This window comes from Streptomyces sp. NPDC001093 (assembly GCF_040298985.1).
In the GTDB taxonomy this organism is placed as follows: domain Bacteria; phylum Actinomycetota; class Actinomycetes; order Streptomycetales; family Streptomycetaceae; genus Streptomyces.
Genome location: NZ_JBEPBF010000047.1, coordinates 51767 through 66986, shown reverse-complemented (window position 1 = coordinate 66986; position 15220 = coordinate 51767). Strand labels below are relative to the sequence as shown.

At 69.8% G+C, this 15220-nt stretch carries 12 protein-coding genes and 2 pseudogenes; 7 read left to right on the top strand and 7 right to left on the bottom strand.

Annotated features, from left to right (window positions below):
* Nucleotides 1–93: 93 nt before the first annotated feature.
* Nucleotides 94–460, bottom strand: a pseudogene (locus ABT288_RS23545) (1,4-beta-glucanase); the annotation flags it as partial.
* Nucleotides 461–1384: 924 nt separating this feature from the next.
* Here ABT288_RS23545 and ABT288_RS23540 point away from each other — a divergent pair.
* The 4 genes from ABT288_RS23540 (at nt 1385) to ABT288_RS23525 (ending at nt 6980) form a co-directional block, all read left to right on the top strand.
* The gene (locus ABT288_RS23540; RefSeq protein ID WP_351611028.1) at nt 1385–3370 is read left to right on the top strand and encodes a beta-galactosidase; all 1986 of its coding nucleotides are present in this window, start codon (nt 1385–1387) and stop codon (nt 3368–3370) included.
* A 118-nt stretch (nt 3371–3488) separates the two neighbouring features.
* Nucleotides 3489–3641: a hypothetical protein gene (locus ABT288_RS23535; RefSeq protein ID WP_351611025.1), complete on the top strand. Its 153-nt coding sequence runs from the start codon at nt 3489–3491 to the stop codon at nt 3639–3641.
* A 37-nt stretch (nt 3642–3678) separates the two neighbouring features.
* Nucleotides 3679–5178: a glycoside hydrolase family 43 protein gene (locus ABT288_RS23530; protein ID WP_351611023.1), complete on the top strand. Its 1500-nt coding sequence runs from the start codon at nt 3679–3681 to the stop codon at nt 5176–5178.
* On the top strand, nt 5175–6980 hold the full coding sequence (locus ABT288_RS23525) for a cellulase family glycosylhydrolase (protein WP_351611020.1): 1806 nt from the start codon (nt 5175–5177) through the stop codon (nt 6978–6980). The genes ABT288_RS23530 and ABT288_RS23525 overlap by 4 nt, the downstream gene beginning before the upstream one ends.
* A gap of 74 nt (nt 6981–7054) precedes the next feature.
* Here ABT288_RS23525 and ABT288_RS23520 read toward each other — a convergent pair.
* Nucleotides 7055–7577 (bottom strand): annotated as a pseudogene (locus tag ABT288_RS23520) (substrate-binding domain-containing protein).
* Nucleotides 7578–7671: 94 nt separating this feature from the next.
* Nucleotides 7672–7803 (bottom strand): hypothetical protein, encoded by a 132-nt coding sequence (locus ABT288_RS50300; RefSeq protein ID WP_450856609.1) that lies wholly within the window; start codon nt 7801–7803, stop codon nt 7672–7674.
* Between the two features lie 293 nt (nt 7804–8096).
* On the opposite strand from ABT288_RS50300, the gene ABT288_RS23515 reads away from it, so the two are divergent.
* The 3 genes from ABT288_RS23515 to ABT288_RS50295 all read left to right on the top strand — a co-directional run bounded on the left by ABT288_RS23515 (nt 8097) and on the right by ABT288_RS50295 (nt 10775).
* A complete protein-coding gene (locus ABT288_RS23515) occupies nt 8097–9974 on the top strand; it encodes an alpha-L-fucosidase (protein WP_351611017.1) in 1878 nt (625 codons plus the stop codon).
* Nucleotides 9975–10143: 169 nt separating this feature from the next.
* Complete coding sequence (locus ABT288_RS23510; RefSeq protein WP_502972799.1) at nt 10144–10677, top strand: acetylxylan esterase; 534 nt, start codon at nt 10144–10146, stop codon at nt 10675–10677.
* Entirely contained in the window at nt 10605–10775 is a 171-nt protein-coding gene (locus ABT288_RS50295) for an acetylxylan esterase (RefSeq protein ID WP_502972798.1), read from the top strand. The genes ABT288_RS23510 and ABT288_RS50295 overlap by 73 nt, the downstream gene beginning before the upstream one ends.
* 69 nt (nt 10776–10844) lie before the next feature.
* On the opposite strand, the gene ABT288_RS23505 is transcribed toward ABT288_RS50295, so the two are convergent.
* The 4 genes from ABT288_RS23505 to ABT288_RS23490 form a co-directional block, all read right to left on the bottom strand.
* Nucleotides 10845–10934: a hypothetical protein gene (locus ABT288_RS23505; protein WP_351611014.1), complete on the bottom strand. Its 90-nt coding sequence runs from the start codon at nt 10932–10934 to the stop codon at nt 10845–10847.
* The gene (locus tag ABT288_RS23500) at nt 10931–11446 is read right to left on the bottom strand and encodes a glycoside hydrolase family 5 protein (protein WP_351611011.1); all 516 of its coding nucleotides are present in this window, start codon (nt 11444–11446) and stop codon (nt 10931–10933) included. The genes ABT288_RS23505 and ABT288_RS23500 overlap by 4 nt, the downstream gene beginning before the upstream one ends.
* A 45-nt stretch (nt 11447–11491) precedes the next feature.
* Nucleotides 11492–13342, bottom strand: a complete 1851-nt coding sequence (locus ABT288_RS23495) for an RICIN domain-containing protein (RefSeq protein ID WP_351611008.1) — start codon at nt 13340–13342, stop codon at nt 11492–11494.
* Nucleotides 13343–13407: 65 nt separating this feature from the next.
* Complete coding sequence (locus tag ABT288_RS23490; RefSeq protein ID WP_351611005.1) at nt 13408–15144, bottom strand: amylo-alpha-1,6-glucosidase; 1737 nt, start codon at nt 15142–15144, stop codon at nt 13408–13410.
* Nucleotides 15145–15220: the final 76 nt, after the last annotated feature.

Sequence of the window (15220 nt, the reverse complement as noted above, 5' to 3'; positions counted from 1 at the left end):
GAGTTGCCTACGTGTCACACCCAGCGTCCTACCAGGTCCTGTCCCCGCACGGGACCAGAACCCGAAATTGATCACGACCTCACACAGGCCCTAGCGGTCCTCGGAGCGCAGCCCGGCTCCGCTGCCGGCCCAGGACTGGGCGTAGGCGTCGAGGGCGAGACGGACACGGTCGGGGTGGGCGGGGTCGACGGCCATGATCTCGACGCCGCGGAGGTTCCAGTCGTCCCAGCCGAGGTGGGCGGTCAGCGGGATCCAGCGGTCGGTCGGGGCGTCCCAGCGGTAGGCGCCCCCCGATGCCGGTCCGGGCGTAGGCGAGCCCTCGCACCGACGGGTGGAACAGCACCCCAGTGACGAACCCGGTGCCGCCCCTAGCGGCGTTGCGCCACCGATAGCCGCTCTTCGCTACGGCCGCCGGAGCGGCGGGCAGGGCCTGCCCCGCAACCGTCGGCAGAGAAGCGATCGCGGCGGCGGCACCGGAACCGGAACCGGCAAGAACAGAGCGTCAGCCGAGGTGAAACGTGCTCATGACTTACCTCGGACTTACGCAGGGGAAGTCGAGCTGGGATCAGGGGGCGGGGATCTGCGCGACCCGTCAGGCAGAGCGGCGGACGGCACACGACGCAAGGTGCTGCGGCGGTACTGGGAGCTTCGTGTCCGCGGACCGCCGCACCGCCGACCGAGAACTCGGCCGTCGCGGACCCTGCCGCGGCGGTGTGCAGAGTGCCGTCGGGACCACCCGTCCGCAGCCGCCATGGGTGCCGGCTGTCGATCGTGACAGGCGGTCGCCCCAGCGGTGGACGTCAAAGCGCGCCGCATCGCCGGTACCGTGCGTGGACGGGATCACGACCGTCCGCCGTGGGAGGTCCACAGCACGGCCGGCAGATGGCGTCGGCCCAGGCGACGGCGTAGGGGTAATTGCCCATGACCACGGCGGTCTTCGGGCGGACGGCGGCAACCGCACCCAGCAGCGCCTCCTGGGTCCCGGGCAGGCCGGTACTGGTGCAGCATGGCGAGCCGCTCGTCCAGGGTGAGCCGGTCCAGCAGGTCGTCGACGCTCCCCGAGCGGAAGCACGGGATCACGGAACGGCAGTCTGGCGGTTGCGGGACGGGAGGAGAACCCACGAGTCAGACCCCTCGACGAGCGGGAGCGGATGTCCGGTTGAAGGCCGGGAATGTCGAAGCGCATCGACGCTGGCCATGGTCATGACGGGCTGTCAATGTACCTGCGGAAGGAAACATTCCCTAGCTTCTCGCTCTTGTTTCGCACGAAACATGTCCGTTACCTTCGGACCGTCAGGTGAAGCGCTTCGACGCTTTTCCGCCGCGTGACAGGGACCGCTCCCCCGCCAGAGCCCGACACGACTCCGCGTACCTGAGGACCGTCATGACGACTCGCATCATCACCGACCGTCTGGGCGGGCTCGCCTTCGGCGGGGACTACAACCCCGAGCAGTGGGACGAGCCGGTCTGGAAGGAGGACGACGCACTCATGCGCCGGGCCGGGGTCAACCTGGTCACCGTGGGCGTCTTCTCCTGGGCCCTGCTCGAACCGGAGGAGGGACGCTACGACTTCGCCTGGCTCGACGCCCACCTGGAGCGCCTGTACGCGAACGGGGTGGCCGTCGACCTCGCCACACCGACGGCCTCCCCGCCGCCCTGGTTCACCCTCGCCCACCCCGACGCCCTGCCCGTCACACCCGACGGCACCCGCCTCACCCACGGCAGCCGCGACACCTACTGCCTGACCGCACCCGCCTACCGGAACGCGGCCCGCAGAATCGCCTCGGCCCTCGCCGAGCGGTACGGCGACCACCCGGCCCTCGCGCTGTGGCACGTGCACAACGAGTACGCCACCCTCTGCTACTGCGAGCACGCGGCGGCGGCCTTCCGGGCGTGGCTGCGCGCCCGCCACGGCTCGCTGGACGTCCTCAACGAGGCCTGGGGAACGTCCTTCTGGAGCCAGCGCTACACGGCTTGGGAACAGGTGCTGCCACCACGGGCGACGCAGTGGCACAAGAACCCGGGCCAGAGCCTGGACTTCCGCCGCTTCTGGTCCGACGAGACCGTCGCCGCCTACCGCGAGCAGCGCGACGCGATCCGCGCCCACAGCGACCGGCCGGTGACGACCAACCTGATGCTGCCCGCCTACCAGAACGTGGACCTGTGGGCCCTGGCCCGCGAACTCGACGTCGTCGCCTCCGATCACTACCCGGGTTCGCCGGGTCTGGACGCCGCCTCCGACGCCGCCTTCCACGCCGACCGCGTCCGCTCCCTGGGCGGCGGTGGCCCATGGCTGCTGATGGAACAGGGCACCAACACCGTCTACGACAGCGACCGTGTGCTGGGCAAGGAGCCCGGGGAGATCCTGCGCCACACCCTCGGCCACATCGCGCGCGGTTCGGAGGGGGCCCTCTTCTTCCAGTGGCGGCAGTCCCGGGCCGGTGCCGAGACGTGGCACTCGGCGATGGTCCCGCACGCGGGCCCCGACAGCCGTATCTTCCGCGAGGTCACACAGGTCGGGGAGGCGGTCGCCCGGCTCGGCGAGCTGGCGGGTTCCACGGTCGACGCGTCCGTGGCCGTCCTGGACGACGCGGACGCCTGGTGGGCCCTGAGCGTCGACGGCCTGCCCTCCGCCGACCTCGGTTACCACGGGGAGCTGAGCCGGGCACACCGGGCGTTGTGGGACGCCGGCGTGACGGTCGGCTTCGCCCATCCCGAGCACGAGTTGAGCCGCTACGCGCTCGTCGTCGCGCCGGCCCTGTTCCTCCTGTCCGACGCGGGCGCCGAGAACCTGCGCCGCTACGTCGCCGGCGGCGGGACGCTCCTCGTCCAGCACGCGAACGGATGCGTCGACGACCGCATGCACGCCCGGCTCGGCGGCTATCCCGCCGGGCCGCTGCGCGAGGCCCTGGGCATCCGTGTCGAGGAGCACCGCCCGCTGCGGACGGATGAGCGGATCGCCCTGTCGGACGGCTCGTACGGCTCGGTATGGAGCGAGTCCCTGCGCAGCGAGGGCGCCGAGACGCTCGCCGCCTACACCCACGGCATGCTCGCCGACGGCCCGGCACTGACGCGGCACCGCTTCGGAACCGGACAGGGCTGGTACGTCTCCACTCGCCTGGACGATGCCGACTACGGCGCTCTGGTCCGCAGGCTGCTTCAGGAGGCTGGTGCCGAGCCGGAGTTGCCGGGCCTGCCGGGCGGTGTCGAAGCCGTCACCCGGCACGCGTCCGACGGCCGTCACTGGCAGTTCCTGCTCAACCACCGCTCGGACACCGTGCCGCTGCCGGATCCCGCTCACGACCTGCTCACCGGCGCCACGGTCCACGAGCTGCCCCCCGGTGGTTGCGCGGTGCTGCGCAGGACCTGACTCCGAGAGACCGCCATGACCGAGGAACAGCGCACGATCCGCTGGGGTCACGACGCCCTTCAGCTCCAGATCACCCTTGACGAGAACGGCAGCTCCCTCCTGACGTACCTCGGGACGCGTGGACCTGCTCTACCCGTCCTCCAGCCAGGCCACCACCAGCCGGCGCCGGGACACCGGTCACCTCACCGTGACCCTGCCCACCGCGCCCTCCGCCGTGCTGCTCCGGCTCAGCCGCCTCAACGCGCCCTCCCCGGACGAAACATCCGGCTGAGACATGCACATCCCGTATACCGAAAGGACCTGGTGGCTTGTCAGACACCGGCCCCGCCAACCCCGTGATCCCCGGATTCCACCCCGACCCCAGCATCTGCCGGGTGGGCGACGACTACTACCTCGCCTGCTCCAGCTTCGAGTACTTCCCGGGCGTACCCCTCTTCCACAGCCGTGACCTGGTGCACTGGACGCAGATCGGCAACGCCCTGGACCGGCCGAGCCAGCTGCGTCTGGCGGCCGACGTGCCGTCCTCCGCCGGGATCTACGCCCCCACCCTGCGCCACCACGACGGACGGTTCTGGCTGATCGTCACCAACGTGAGCGAGGGTGGCGGCAACCTGATCGTCACCGCCACCGACCCCGCCGGACCGTGGTCGGACCCCATCCGGCTTCCCGGCGGGCCCGGCATCGATCCCGACCTGGCCTGGGACGAGGACGGCACCTGCTGGTGCACCGTCGCCGGGGTCGCGCAGGTACGCATCGACCCGCACACCGGCGAGACGTACGGGCCACCGCGGAAGTTGTGGTCCGGCGCACCCGGCGACAAAGCCCCGGAGGCGCCGCACCTGTACCGGATCGGCGACTACTGGTACCTGCTCATCGCCGTAGGGGGAACCGAGCGCGGCCACGGCGTGGCGATCGCCCGCGGCCTCACACCGAGCGGCCCGTTCGAGCCCTGCCCGGCCAACCCGATCCTCACCCACCGCGGCACCGACCACCCCGTGCAGAACACCGGGCACGCAGACCTGGTCCAGGCACCCGACGGCTCGTGGTGGATGGTGCTGCTCGGGGTACGGCCCGGCGGCGGCACGCCCGGCTGGCACGTGCTCGGCCGGGAGACCTTCCTGGCGCCGGTGACCTGGGGGAACGGCTGGCCGGTCGTCGGCAAGGTCGCCCCGGACCTGCCTCAGCTCCCGTGGCCCCTTGTCCCCGGCCCCGTCGAGGAGCCGCGGGACGACTTCGACCTGAGCGAACTGGGGCCGTCGTGGATCTCCGTGCGGGACCGCCCGGCCGAACTCTGCACCACCAAGGAGCGCCCCGGATGGCTGACGCTCCGCGCGCGGGGCGTCGACCTCGACGAACCCGACGTCGTCTTCACCGGCCGGCGCCAGCAGCACCTGTCCTGCCGGGCGCGCACCCTGGTCGACCCCTCGGGGGGCACCGGCGGCCTGGCCGTCCGGCTGGACGAGCGGCACCACTACGCGATCGAGGCGTCCGGCAGCGAAGTGCGGGTGATCGCGCGCGTCGGCTCCCTGCGCACGGTCGTGGCCGCACAGCCCGTACCCGACGGGCCGGTCGTCCTCGGCCTCACGGTCACCGACCCTCCGCCTCCGCACGACTCCCGCACCGGCCCCGACGTCGTCTCCCTCGGCGTCGAGCAGCCCGACGGCACCTTCACCGTGCTCGCGACCCTCGACGGCCGTTACCTGTCGACCGAGGTCGCCGGCGGATTCACGGGCCGCGTCATCGGCATGTACGCCGCGGTCGGCACCGTCCACTTCGACTGGTTCGACTACGAGCCCCTCAGACCATGACGACCGACCCGACCACCGGCCCGACCACCTACCGAAAGGAACAACAGGTGAAGGACATACGGCACCCCGCACACCACCGCAGCCGCGGCCCCGGGCGCCTGGCCGCCCTGCTGCTGACGCTGCTCGTCATCGCGGGCCTGTCCAGTGGCACCACGATGGCGGCTGCCGACGGCCCCGCGCACCCGGCGCGGTCGCAGGTCAGGGTTCCGGCCTCCGCCATGGACGCCGTGGCGGCCATGCAGCCCAGCTGGAACCTGGGCAACACCCTGGACGCCATCCCGGACGAGACCTCCTGGGGCAATCCCGCGGTCACCAAGTCCCTGTTCGACACCATCCGCGCGCAGGGCTTCCGCAGCGTCCGCATCCCGGTGACCTGGACCGACCACCAGTCCGCCACCGCGCCCTACACCATCGACGCCACGTACATGAACCGCGTCAAGCAGGTGGTCGACTGGGCGCTGGCCGACGGCCTGTACGTCGTGATCAACGTCCACCACGACTCGTGGCAGTGGATCGCTGGCATCACGACCAACCACGACAAGGTGCTCGCCCGCTTCGACGCCTCCTGGTCCCAGATCGCCACCACGTTCCGGAACGAGCCGCGCACCCTGCTCTTCGAGAGCGTCAACGAGCCGCAGTTCAACAACGCCACGCCCGCGCAGAAGACCCAGTTCCTGAACGAGCTGAACACCTCCTTCCACAAGGTCGTCCGCGCCACGGGCGGCGGGAACACCGACCGCCTGCTCGTCCTGCCCACGCAGGGCTGCACACCCGCCCAGAACCTCATGGACGACCTGTCCACCACGATCGGCGCGCTGCACGACCGCAACCTGGTCGCCACCGTGCACTACTACAGCTGGTACCCGTTCAGCGTGAACATCGCGGGCGGCACCCGGTACGACGCCACCGCCGAGAAGGACCTGACCGACGCCTTCGCCCGGATGCACGACACGTTCGTCGCCAAGGGCATCCCGGTCTACCTCGGCGAGTACGGCACGCTGAGCTGGCCCGACTACAACCATCCCGACCCCATCGAGCGGGGTGAGGGACTGAAGTACCTGGAGCAGCTGGGATACCAGGCGCGGGTCGCCGGGGTCACCACCGCCCTGTGGGACCCCTTCTCCTACCTGAACCGCTCCACCCTCAAGTGGCGTGACCCCGCCCTGTTCGCCTGGATCAGGTCGAGCTGGACCACCCGCTCGGCTACCGCCTCCCTCGACAAGGTCTTCGTGGCGAAGTCGACCCCGATCACGGCCCAGTCACTCACCCTGAACCCGAACGGCACCACCTTCCGGGGCCTGTGGCAGGGCAGCGAGAAGCTGGTCGCGGGACGGGACTACACCGTGTCCAGCGACCGGCTCACCCTCACGGCCACCGCACTGACCCGGCTGACCGGCAACCGCGCGTACGGGGTGAACGCGACGCTCCAGGCCCGGTTCTCCCGCGGGCTGCCCTGGAAGATCGACGTCATCACCTACGACACCCCGGTGCTGTCGGGCGCCACGGGCACGACGGGCTCGTTCGCACTTCCCACGCAGTACCGCGGTGACGTGCTGGCGACCATGGAGGCCACGTACGCCGACGGCAGCAACGCCGGCCCGGCCGACTGGACCCCGTACCAGCAGTTCAACCAGTCCTTCTCGCCCGACTACGCGGGCGGCAGGATCACCCTGACGTCCGACTTCCTGAAGGCGGTGCACGACAACGCGCCGGTGACGCTGAAGTTCCACTTCTGGAGCGGCGCCACCGTCACGTACCACGTGACGAAGTCCGGGAGCTCGGTGACCGGCACGGCGTCCTGACCGACCGGCCTCCGCCCTGGTCGCCCCCGCCGCATGCCGGGCAACCAGGGCACAACCCGTGTCCCGGCGCGACCTCACGCCTCCTTCGGCGGAGCCGTGCTCTCCCGGACGGTCAGGGTGGTCGCGATCTCCAGTCCCACCTGCGGTACTTCCTCACCGCGGCCGAGCGCCAGGGCCAGTTCGGTGGCTGCTACGGCCATTTCGGCCAGCGGCTGATGGACCGTGGTCAAAGGCGGATCCACCCAGACGACGGCCGGGACGTCGTCGTAGCCCACGACGCTGAGATCGCGCGGGATGCGCAGCCCGAGCTCGCGCGGCCTTGTAGACACCGAGCGCCTGCATGTCGTTCGCGGTGAAGACGGCGGTGGGTCGATCGGGACGGCACAGCAGCTCGACCGCCGCGGCGGACCCGTGCTCGTGCGTGAGCTGGGCCTTCACCACCTGATCGGACGCCGTCGGCAGGCAACCGGACAGCCGGACGCGGCAGTAGGGGTGGTCGGGCCCGCTGATCACGGCGATGCGCCGGTGTCCCAGTTCGAGCAGGTGCCGGGTCGCCGTCTGACCGCCTCGCCAGTTCGTGGCACTGACGAACGGCACGTCGTCGGGCAGCTCGTCGATCGCGTCGAAGACGACGAACGGGATGCCTTTAGCGGTGAGTTAGCACCCCGACCCGGTTCCTGCGGGCCACGCGCTAGACATCGCGGATGATCTCCACGGCCCACATGCTCTCCAGCTCACGGAAGACCAGTTCCACGAGTTTGCTGCGGTTCTTGGGAGGTTTGCGGTAGACACCCGCGGACTCGGCGATGTACGCGATCGTCACCGAAGCAGGTCCCGAACCTCGCTCACCATGGTCGTCCGCCGAAGGGTGACTTGATCTTTTCGATGGAGACAGCTCCGCCCCGGTGCAACACATACATCCCATGTCACCGCTCGCGATAGGGGCAACCCGTCCACCAACTACCGCTGTTTCACGACAACATTCGTCACAAGCCTCGACAGACATGGCATCGGCATTCATTAATTCATCCAATGTCTTGAGAGAACAGCCGAACAGGAGGAACTACGTTGCCGGAATCCACGTCACGCAGATCGGTACTCGCCGCCATGGCGGCCATGACGGCGGCCACCGCCGTCAGTTCCGTCACGGTGGCGGCACCCGCGTACGCCGCGCCCGACGCACCGCTGCCGCTGCCCGCTCTGCGGATCCCGAGGACCGACATGGGCGTCGAGCAGCAGCCGGACTCCGCGATCCAGTGGCTCCACGACGCCAAGCTGGGCATGTTCATCCACTGGGGCGTGTACTCGGGCCCGGCCAAGGGCGAGTGGTGGATGCACAACGCCCCGGTCACGCCGGCGGACTACCGCACATACGTCACCGACGCCACCGACGAGCAGTTCACCGCGGACGCCTACGACCCGGAGGCCTGGGCACGGCTGGCCAAGGACTTCGGAGCAAGGTACGTGACGCTGACCACGCGCCACCACGACGGTTTCGCACTGTGGCCGCTGAACCATCCCAACAGCTGGAACTCCGGGCAGGCGCCGCTGGGCCGTGACTTCGTCAAGGACTATGTCGCGGCGGTAAGGGCGGCGGGGCTGAAGGTGGGCCTGTACTACTCGCCGATCGACTGGCGCTATCCCGGCTACTACGACGTCCGTGGCACCCATTGCGCGCCCAACCCCTGGAACTACACGACCGATCCCGCGCACAAGGAGAACGCGCGGGTCATGAAGACCGAGGTGTACCAGTCGGTCAAGGAGCTGGTCACCCGGTACGGCCCGATCGACGACCTGTGGTGGGACGGCGGCTGGGTGGCGGAGCAGGGCAGCGACGCGGACGGCGCGTTCTTCTGGGAGCCCGGCCGGTACCGCGACCCCGCCAACGAGTGGCCGGTGGACGCCGTCTACGGCGAGACGGACGGCGACGGCAGGCCGCTCGGGCTGATGGGCATGGTGCGCAAGCACCAGCCCGGTATCGTCGCCACCTCACGCTCGGGCTGGACGGGCGACTACGCCAGCGACGAGGGCCCGTCCGTCCCGAGCGGGGCGATCCGCACCGGCCTGGTCGAGAAGGTGTTCACCGTCGACGGCACCTGGGGTTACAACTCCGCTGCCACCGTGATGAGTTACGGCACCGCCATGGACATCCTGGTCAACTGCTGGGTGCGGAACATGACCGCGATGGTCAACGTCGGCCCGGACCGGCACGGCACGGTGTCCGACGCCCAGGCCGGGTTGCTGCGGCGGATCGGCACCTTCATGGCGTCCTGTGGCCGGTCCGTCTACGGGACCCGCGGCGGCCCGTGGAACCCGGTCGACGGCCAGTACGGCTTCACCTGCAAGGACGACACCTTCTACGTGCACCTGCTGCCCGGCTACGGCGGAACCTCGTTCACCACCCCGTCGCTCGGCGACGCCAGGATCGTGCGGGCCTTCGATGTGCGCACCGGTGCCGGCCTGGCGTACTCGGCCGGCGGCGACGGCCGGGTGACGATCACCGGCATCGACCGCACCACTCATCCCGAGGACAGCGTCGTCGGCGTCACGCTGGACCGGTTCGTGCAGCCGGCCGACATCGCCGTCGGCCGGACGGCGACGGCCGACAGCGAGGAGTCCTCGAAGGGCAACACCGCCGCGAGGGCGGTCGACGGTTCCACCGCCACCCGGTGGTGCGCGAACAACGGCGGCACCGGCCACTGGCTCAAGGTCGACCTCGGTTCGCCCCGCTCGCTGACCGGCACCCGCATCGCCTGGGAACTGGAGGGGACCAACTACCGGTACACGATCGAGGGTTCCGTCGACAACCGCAGGTGGAGCACGCTGGCCGACAACACGGCCACCACAAGCACCAGTCAGGTCCAGGTGGCCATGTTCCGGACCCGGGCACGGTATGTGCGTGTCACGGTCACCGGATTGCCTTCCGGTGCATGGGCGTCCATACGCAACTTCGAGGTCTACGACCGGCCCTTCTCCGCCGAGCTGGGATCGTAAGCGCAGGAGAGCCGGCCCGAGGGGCTTCGGCCGCGACAGCCAAAGCCCCGATTCCCGGGAACATCCTCAGGAGGTGACGAAGTCCCGGACGTCCCAGGCGCCGAGGCGCGGAGTCTCCCCGCTCTCCGGCCGTGGCAACCCAGTACCGTCCCCATCAGACCGGCCGGAGATGTCCCCGCCGGAGGACTTCGACGTCTTCAGGCAACGGACCCTGGCCGAAGCACGCGCCCGAGGCGGAGCGGTGAAGGCCGAGCGGGTCACCGACCGGTATCTGCTGAGCACCGTCGACGTGGACGACGTCCGCTTCCCCGGCTGGAACGGCGAACCGGTGGCCGCCTGGCTGTTGCGCCCACGCGGCATCGAAGGGCCGCTGCCGGTCGTCGTCACCTTCCTGGGCTACTGCGCGGGCCGGGGGCTGCCCACCGACCACCTGTTGTGGTCCGCGGCCGGTTACGCCCAACTCGTCGTCGACAGCCGTGGCCAGGGCCACGACACCCCGGACCGCACTGAGGGCGACGGCACACAATGGGTCGAAGGCTTCATGACCCGCGGCATCGACTCACCCCGCAACCACTACTACCGACGCCTCATGACGGACTGTGTGCGCCGGCGCTGTTCAGCGTCGGCCTCATGGACCCGACATGCCCGCCTCCCACCGTCTACGCCGCCTTCAACCACTACGCGGGGACGGACCGGACCATGACCGCCTGGCCCTTCGCCGACCACGGCGGCGACTTCGGCTTCAACACGGCGGAGCAGCTGAAGTGGCTGCGCGAACGCGGGCTGGCTCCGCAGCAGTAGGGGGTAAGGAGCCGGCCCGGCGCAAGCGCCGGCCCCCTTCCCTGGACGGAACGTGCTGCTGCGGGGCGGTCAGGCCGTCGTACCGGTGAAGGAGGTTCCGGACTTGGTCACGTAGTACGTCGCGGTGGTGCCGCTCCAGAAATGGAAGGTGAGTTTCACCCGTTGTTCAGCTCATGGAGCAGCTCGGCCTCGCGCGCGGCGCTCGCCTCGTCGAACTGCGGCTCGTTGACGCTCTCGAAAAGCAGCGTGGCCGGCTCGTTCCTGAACGCCCTGGCGATCTGGGACCAGGTCGCGCGGTAACGGGCCAGCACCTGATCGTGCTCGGCGGACATCTTCTTGACCCACTGCCACGAGTCGTGATGAACGTCGAGCATGACGTAGAGGGCGTCGTCGAGGGCCCAGTCGACGACCTGCCTGACCCTGCTCACGTACGCCGGGTCGATCGTGTAGGCCGGGGCCGCCGCCTGGTGACCACTCCAGGTCACCGGGATACGGACGCTGTGGAAGCCCTGCGCGCGGCCCGGCTGCATCGACGCCACGGCCGCCGTCGCGTCGTCGGGCACCCGGGGCGCCGCGGACGCCTGGGGCCGGGAATCGTCGCCGAAGGTCCCGAAGACCGCGCCGTAGGCCAGAACGCCTGCCGAGACCAACGCCAGCGGCGTACCGATCACCAGGCCGAGCCTGCGTCTGCGCTTCGATCCGGAGCCTGAAAAAGTCTACTTGCCGGGGAGTCGCCAGATCTGGTTCTTCTTGGTGCTGAGGGCGCTTGACGGGTCGCAGGTCCACTGGTGGATCAGCGCTCCCGGGGCGGTGGAGATGTTGCTGACGTCGACGCACTTGCCGCTGTGGACGGCGGCCAGTTGGTAGTCCTTGCTGTTGCCGAGTGCGGTGACGGGGTTGAGGGTGAACTGCTGGTTGGTACCGCCGTTGCAGGTGTACTGGATGACGGCGGCGCCGTCGGCGGTGGACGCCCCTGAGACGTCCAGGCACTTGCCGCTCAGCTCATTGACCACGGTGTAGGTGTTGGTCTTCCCCGTCACCGGCTTGAGGTCGAGCATCTGCTGGTAGCCGCCCTCGCAGTGGTACTGCTGGTACTGGGTGCCGTTGGCGGTGCTCAGGTTGGTGTCGTCCAGGCACTGGCCGCTGTTCTCGCTGACGGCGACGGTCGGGACGGTGGTGTTGGACGGCGGGAGCAGGGTGACGGTGTAGCCGTCCTTGGCGTTGCTCCAGGGGACGCTCACCGAGGCCGCGTTGTCGCTGACGGTCAGGGTGGTGTCGGAGATTGTCTCGGGCCCGGCCACCGCGGCGCCGCCGTTGTACGGGACGCGCTGGACGACCGCGCGGACCTTGCCGCTCTCCACCACCGAAGTCGTGTTCAGGCCCGTGAGGTTGACGGTCACATTGCCGGTGTTGCCGTTGCTGCCGAGCAGGACCTTGGCGTTCTTGGCGGTGTTGTCCTTGGTGGCGAGGCCGTCGGTGCCGGCGCCCGGAGTGAGGTTGACGATGTTGCCGGTCTGCGATCCGTAGTAGCGGTACATGAACCACTCGCCCAGCGGCAGGTACTGGCCGGAGCTGTTCTTGGTGAGCAGGTTGGCCTCGTAGTCGTGCAGGTTCGTGCCGGAGGCCCAGTTGCCGCGCAGACCGTCGGCGCCGGCGCGCTCCAGACGGCCGATGAACCAGGCACCGCCACCGGGGTTCTGCTGGGAGAGCGCCGCGTACTCGTTGATCTGGTACGGGCGGGTGTTGGTCAGGCCTGCCGCGGCGAGGGTGGAGTTGGCGCCCGCCACGCCCGGGACGGGATCGGCGGGTTCGTCGTGCCAGCTGTAGATGTCGGGGGCGACGTTGTTGGCCTTGACGTAGTTGAGGTAGGTGGTCCACCAGGAGTTGGAGGAGGTCGGCTGGCCCGCCATGCTGGGGCCGACGATGAGCTGGCCCGGGAAGGCCGCCCGCACCCGGGCGTAGAAGCGCGACCACATCTGCAGGTACTGGCTCTGCGAGGGAGCCCAGAAGCCCCTGCCGTCGGGCTCGTTCCACAGGTCCCACTCGACGGTCATGTTGTTGGCTTTGACGTCGTTGATGAGCTGCGTGACGAAGTTGTCGAACTTCGTCCAGTCACCGTTGTCGCCGGGCCAGCCCTGGCTGGTGGTGCTGTCCGCGCCCCACAGGTCGTGCGGGAGCAGCACGAAGGTGCCGCCGAGGGCCGCGGTGCGCTTGTACTGGGCGAGCGTGGCGTTCCAACGGGTCTGGTAGTCGGCGAGGCTGGTGCCGTAGCCGCCGCTGTTGAGCTGGGCGCCGCCGGCCCGCATGAAGTGCCACTTGATGTCCTTGAAGAAGTGGTCCTGCGGCAGCGACCCGTTCGGCGTCATCCCGTAGATCATGCCGGAGGCGCGGTAGGTGGGCGCACCTCCGGCTGTCGCGAAGTCCACCGTGACGCCGGTGTCGGCGGCCTGTGACGGGGCTGCGGGCACGAGGGTCGCGGCCAGGGCGGTCAGCAGGACGGCGACGGAGGGGACCGTTCGGCGTCCGGTGCGGGTGGTGGGGCTGGGGTGTATCCGGGGCGATTTCATGGTGCGGCTCCTGCATGAGTGTGGCGACCCCCGGACGGTCCGGGGGCCACGGGGGAGGCAGCCGGTCAGCGGCCGTCTCGGTGTGCGTGTGCTTCGGCCAGCAGGAGATAGCTGCTGGCGGTCCAGGTGTAGGCGCGGTCGCGCAGACCCGTGCCGGTGAGGGCGTCGAAGTTCTCGGCGAAGCCGTGGGTCTCGCACAGGGCGCGGAAGCGGGCGCTGATGTCGTCCGCCAGCCGGTGGTGGCCGGCGCGGCGCAGGCCGTCCTCGACGAGGACGGTGGCGGGGGCCCAGATCGGGCCGCGCCAGTAGCCGTCGGAGAGGTAGTGCGGTGAGGTGGTCAGTTCGGTGGCGAGGCCGTACGGGGTCAGATGAGCCTTGATGTGGTCGGCGAGCGCGCCGGCGACCTGGCCGGGCAGGTGCTCGCCCAGCACGATGGGCATCAGGTCGAGGAGGCTCGAGCTGCTCCAGGTGTCCCCGCCGGCGACGCCCTGGGCGACGAACCTGTCCCCGCTCCAGAGCTGCTCCAGCAGTGCCGTCTGGGTCTCCTCGGCCGCCCGCGTCCACCGGCGAGCTTCGTCCACCCTGCCCAACTCCGTTGCCAGCTCGGCGAGTTCGTGCAGCTGTAGGACGAGGAAGGCGGCCAGGTCGGCGGTGACGACCACGCGCTCGGGGTCGAAGGTGGTGGCGTTGTCCCAGCCGCTGTCGTTGCCGTGTTGGTAGTGGGCAAGTTCGGCACCGGGGGCCCGTCGTGCGGTGAGCCAGAAGTCGGTCCAGCGCTCCAACCGGTGGTAAATCTCTGCTAGCTCAGCCTCGTCGGGAGGTGTCGGCAGGCGACGGCGCAGGTGACCGAAGGCCCAGCCGTGGATGGGCGGCTTGACGAAGTTGTAGAGCACCTCGGAGTGGGTGACCGAGTCGGGCAGGGCGCCGCTGTCGTCCTGGTGGTCGAAGGGCAGGGTGAACTGGTCCAGGGCCAGTTCGGGACAACCACGCGCCAGGGCAAGGGCGTTGAAGCAGTGGTCCCAGCTCCAGACCTTGTCCATCCAGTGCTTGGACATCAGCACGGCGGGCCGGGTGACCAGCCCGGTCGGTCGTACGGTCGCCGACCAGACGACGTAGGCGGCGAGTTCGGCGGCCGGGGTGGCGGACGAGCGCCAGGGAGCCACGGCGTCGACGAAGTCTCTGAAGCCTCTCTTCGTGGCCTCCACGATCTCGTCGAAGGGTGCCGGAGACGCGTAGGGCGGACGAGAGGTGTCGAGTTCCTCGATCGCCATCTCCCAGGTCCCGTCCGTCGCGGCGGCCATGGCGAGACCGCGGTCGCCGCTGCCCAGGGCCTGGGCGCCGGCCGGGTCGGCGAGGGCGCCGGACAGCACGGTGACGCGGTATCGGCGTCCGGTCTCGTACGAGGTGAACACGTGCCCGTTCGTTGCGGGGTCGTGGAAGAAGTACGTTCCGCTGAACGGGGTCAGGGTCTGCGCGGCGGCGAAGACGCTGATGCCCAGGCCGCTCCCCCGCAGCCGCACGGTGTCCGGCGACTCGTAGGCGAGGTCGACGTGCCCGCCCTCGCCGATCCAGCTGAGCAGGCCCGGTGTCGCCTCGACGCGGGCCGCGGCCCGCTCGCCCGTCGCCGGGTCCAGCGGGACCAGGCGCAGCACGCCGTGCATGCCGTTCTGGTGCGAGACGAGGTGGAGGTCCTCGGCGTACGTCTTCTCCGCCACCACGGGCGAGATGTCGAACCAGGATCCGTACGTGCTGAACGGAATGTCGTGGACGGAGAAGGCCGGGCCGGACGGGGCGGCGGTCATGAAGCGTCACTCGTTTCTCGGGCAGGGGGCACCGGCCGGCCGACATGCAGCCGGAGCGGTCGTGACGGGAGGGAAG

What these genes read in the sequence shown, in the direction of transcription:
- ABT288_RS23540 (WP_351611028.1), top strand. Translation starts at nt 1,385, where the DNA reads ATGACGACTCGCATCATCACCGACCGTCTGGGCGGGCTCGCCTTCGGC.
- ABT288_RS23525 (WP_351611020.1), top strand. Translation starts at nt 5,175, where the DNA reads ATGACGACCGACCCGACCACCGGCCCGACCACCTACCGAAAGGAACAA.
- ABT288_RS23515 (WP_351611017.1), top strand. Translation starts at nt 8,097, where the DNA reads ATGACGGCGGCCACCGCCGTCAGTTCCGTCACGGTGGCGGCACCCGCG.
- ABT288_RS23510 (WP_502972799.1), top strand. Translation starts at nt 10,144, where the DNA reads ATGTCCCCGCCGGAGGACTTCGACGTCTTCAGGCAACGGACCCTGGCC.
- ABT288_RS50295 (WP_502972798.1), top strand. Translation starts at nt 10,605, where the DNA reads ATGGACCCGACATGCCCGCCTCCCACCGTCTACGCCGCCTTCAACCAC.
- ABT288_RS23495 (WP_351611008.1), bottom strand. Translation starts at nt 13,342, where the DNA reads ATGAAATCGCCCCGGATACACCCCAGCCCCACCACCCGCACCGGACGC.
- ABT288_RS23490 (WP_351611005.1), bottom strand. Translation starts at nt 15,144, where the DNA reads ATGACCGCCGCCCCGTCCGGCCCGGCCTTCTCCGTCCACGACATTCCG.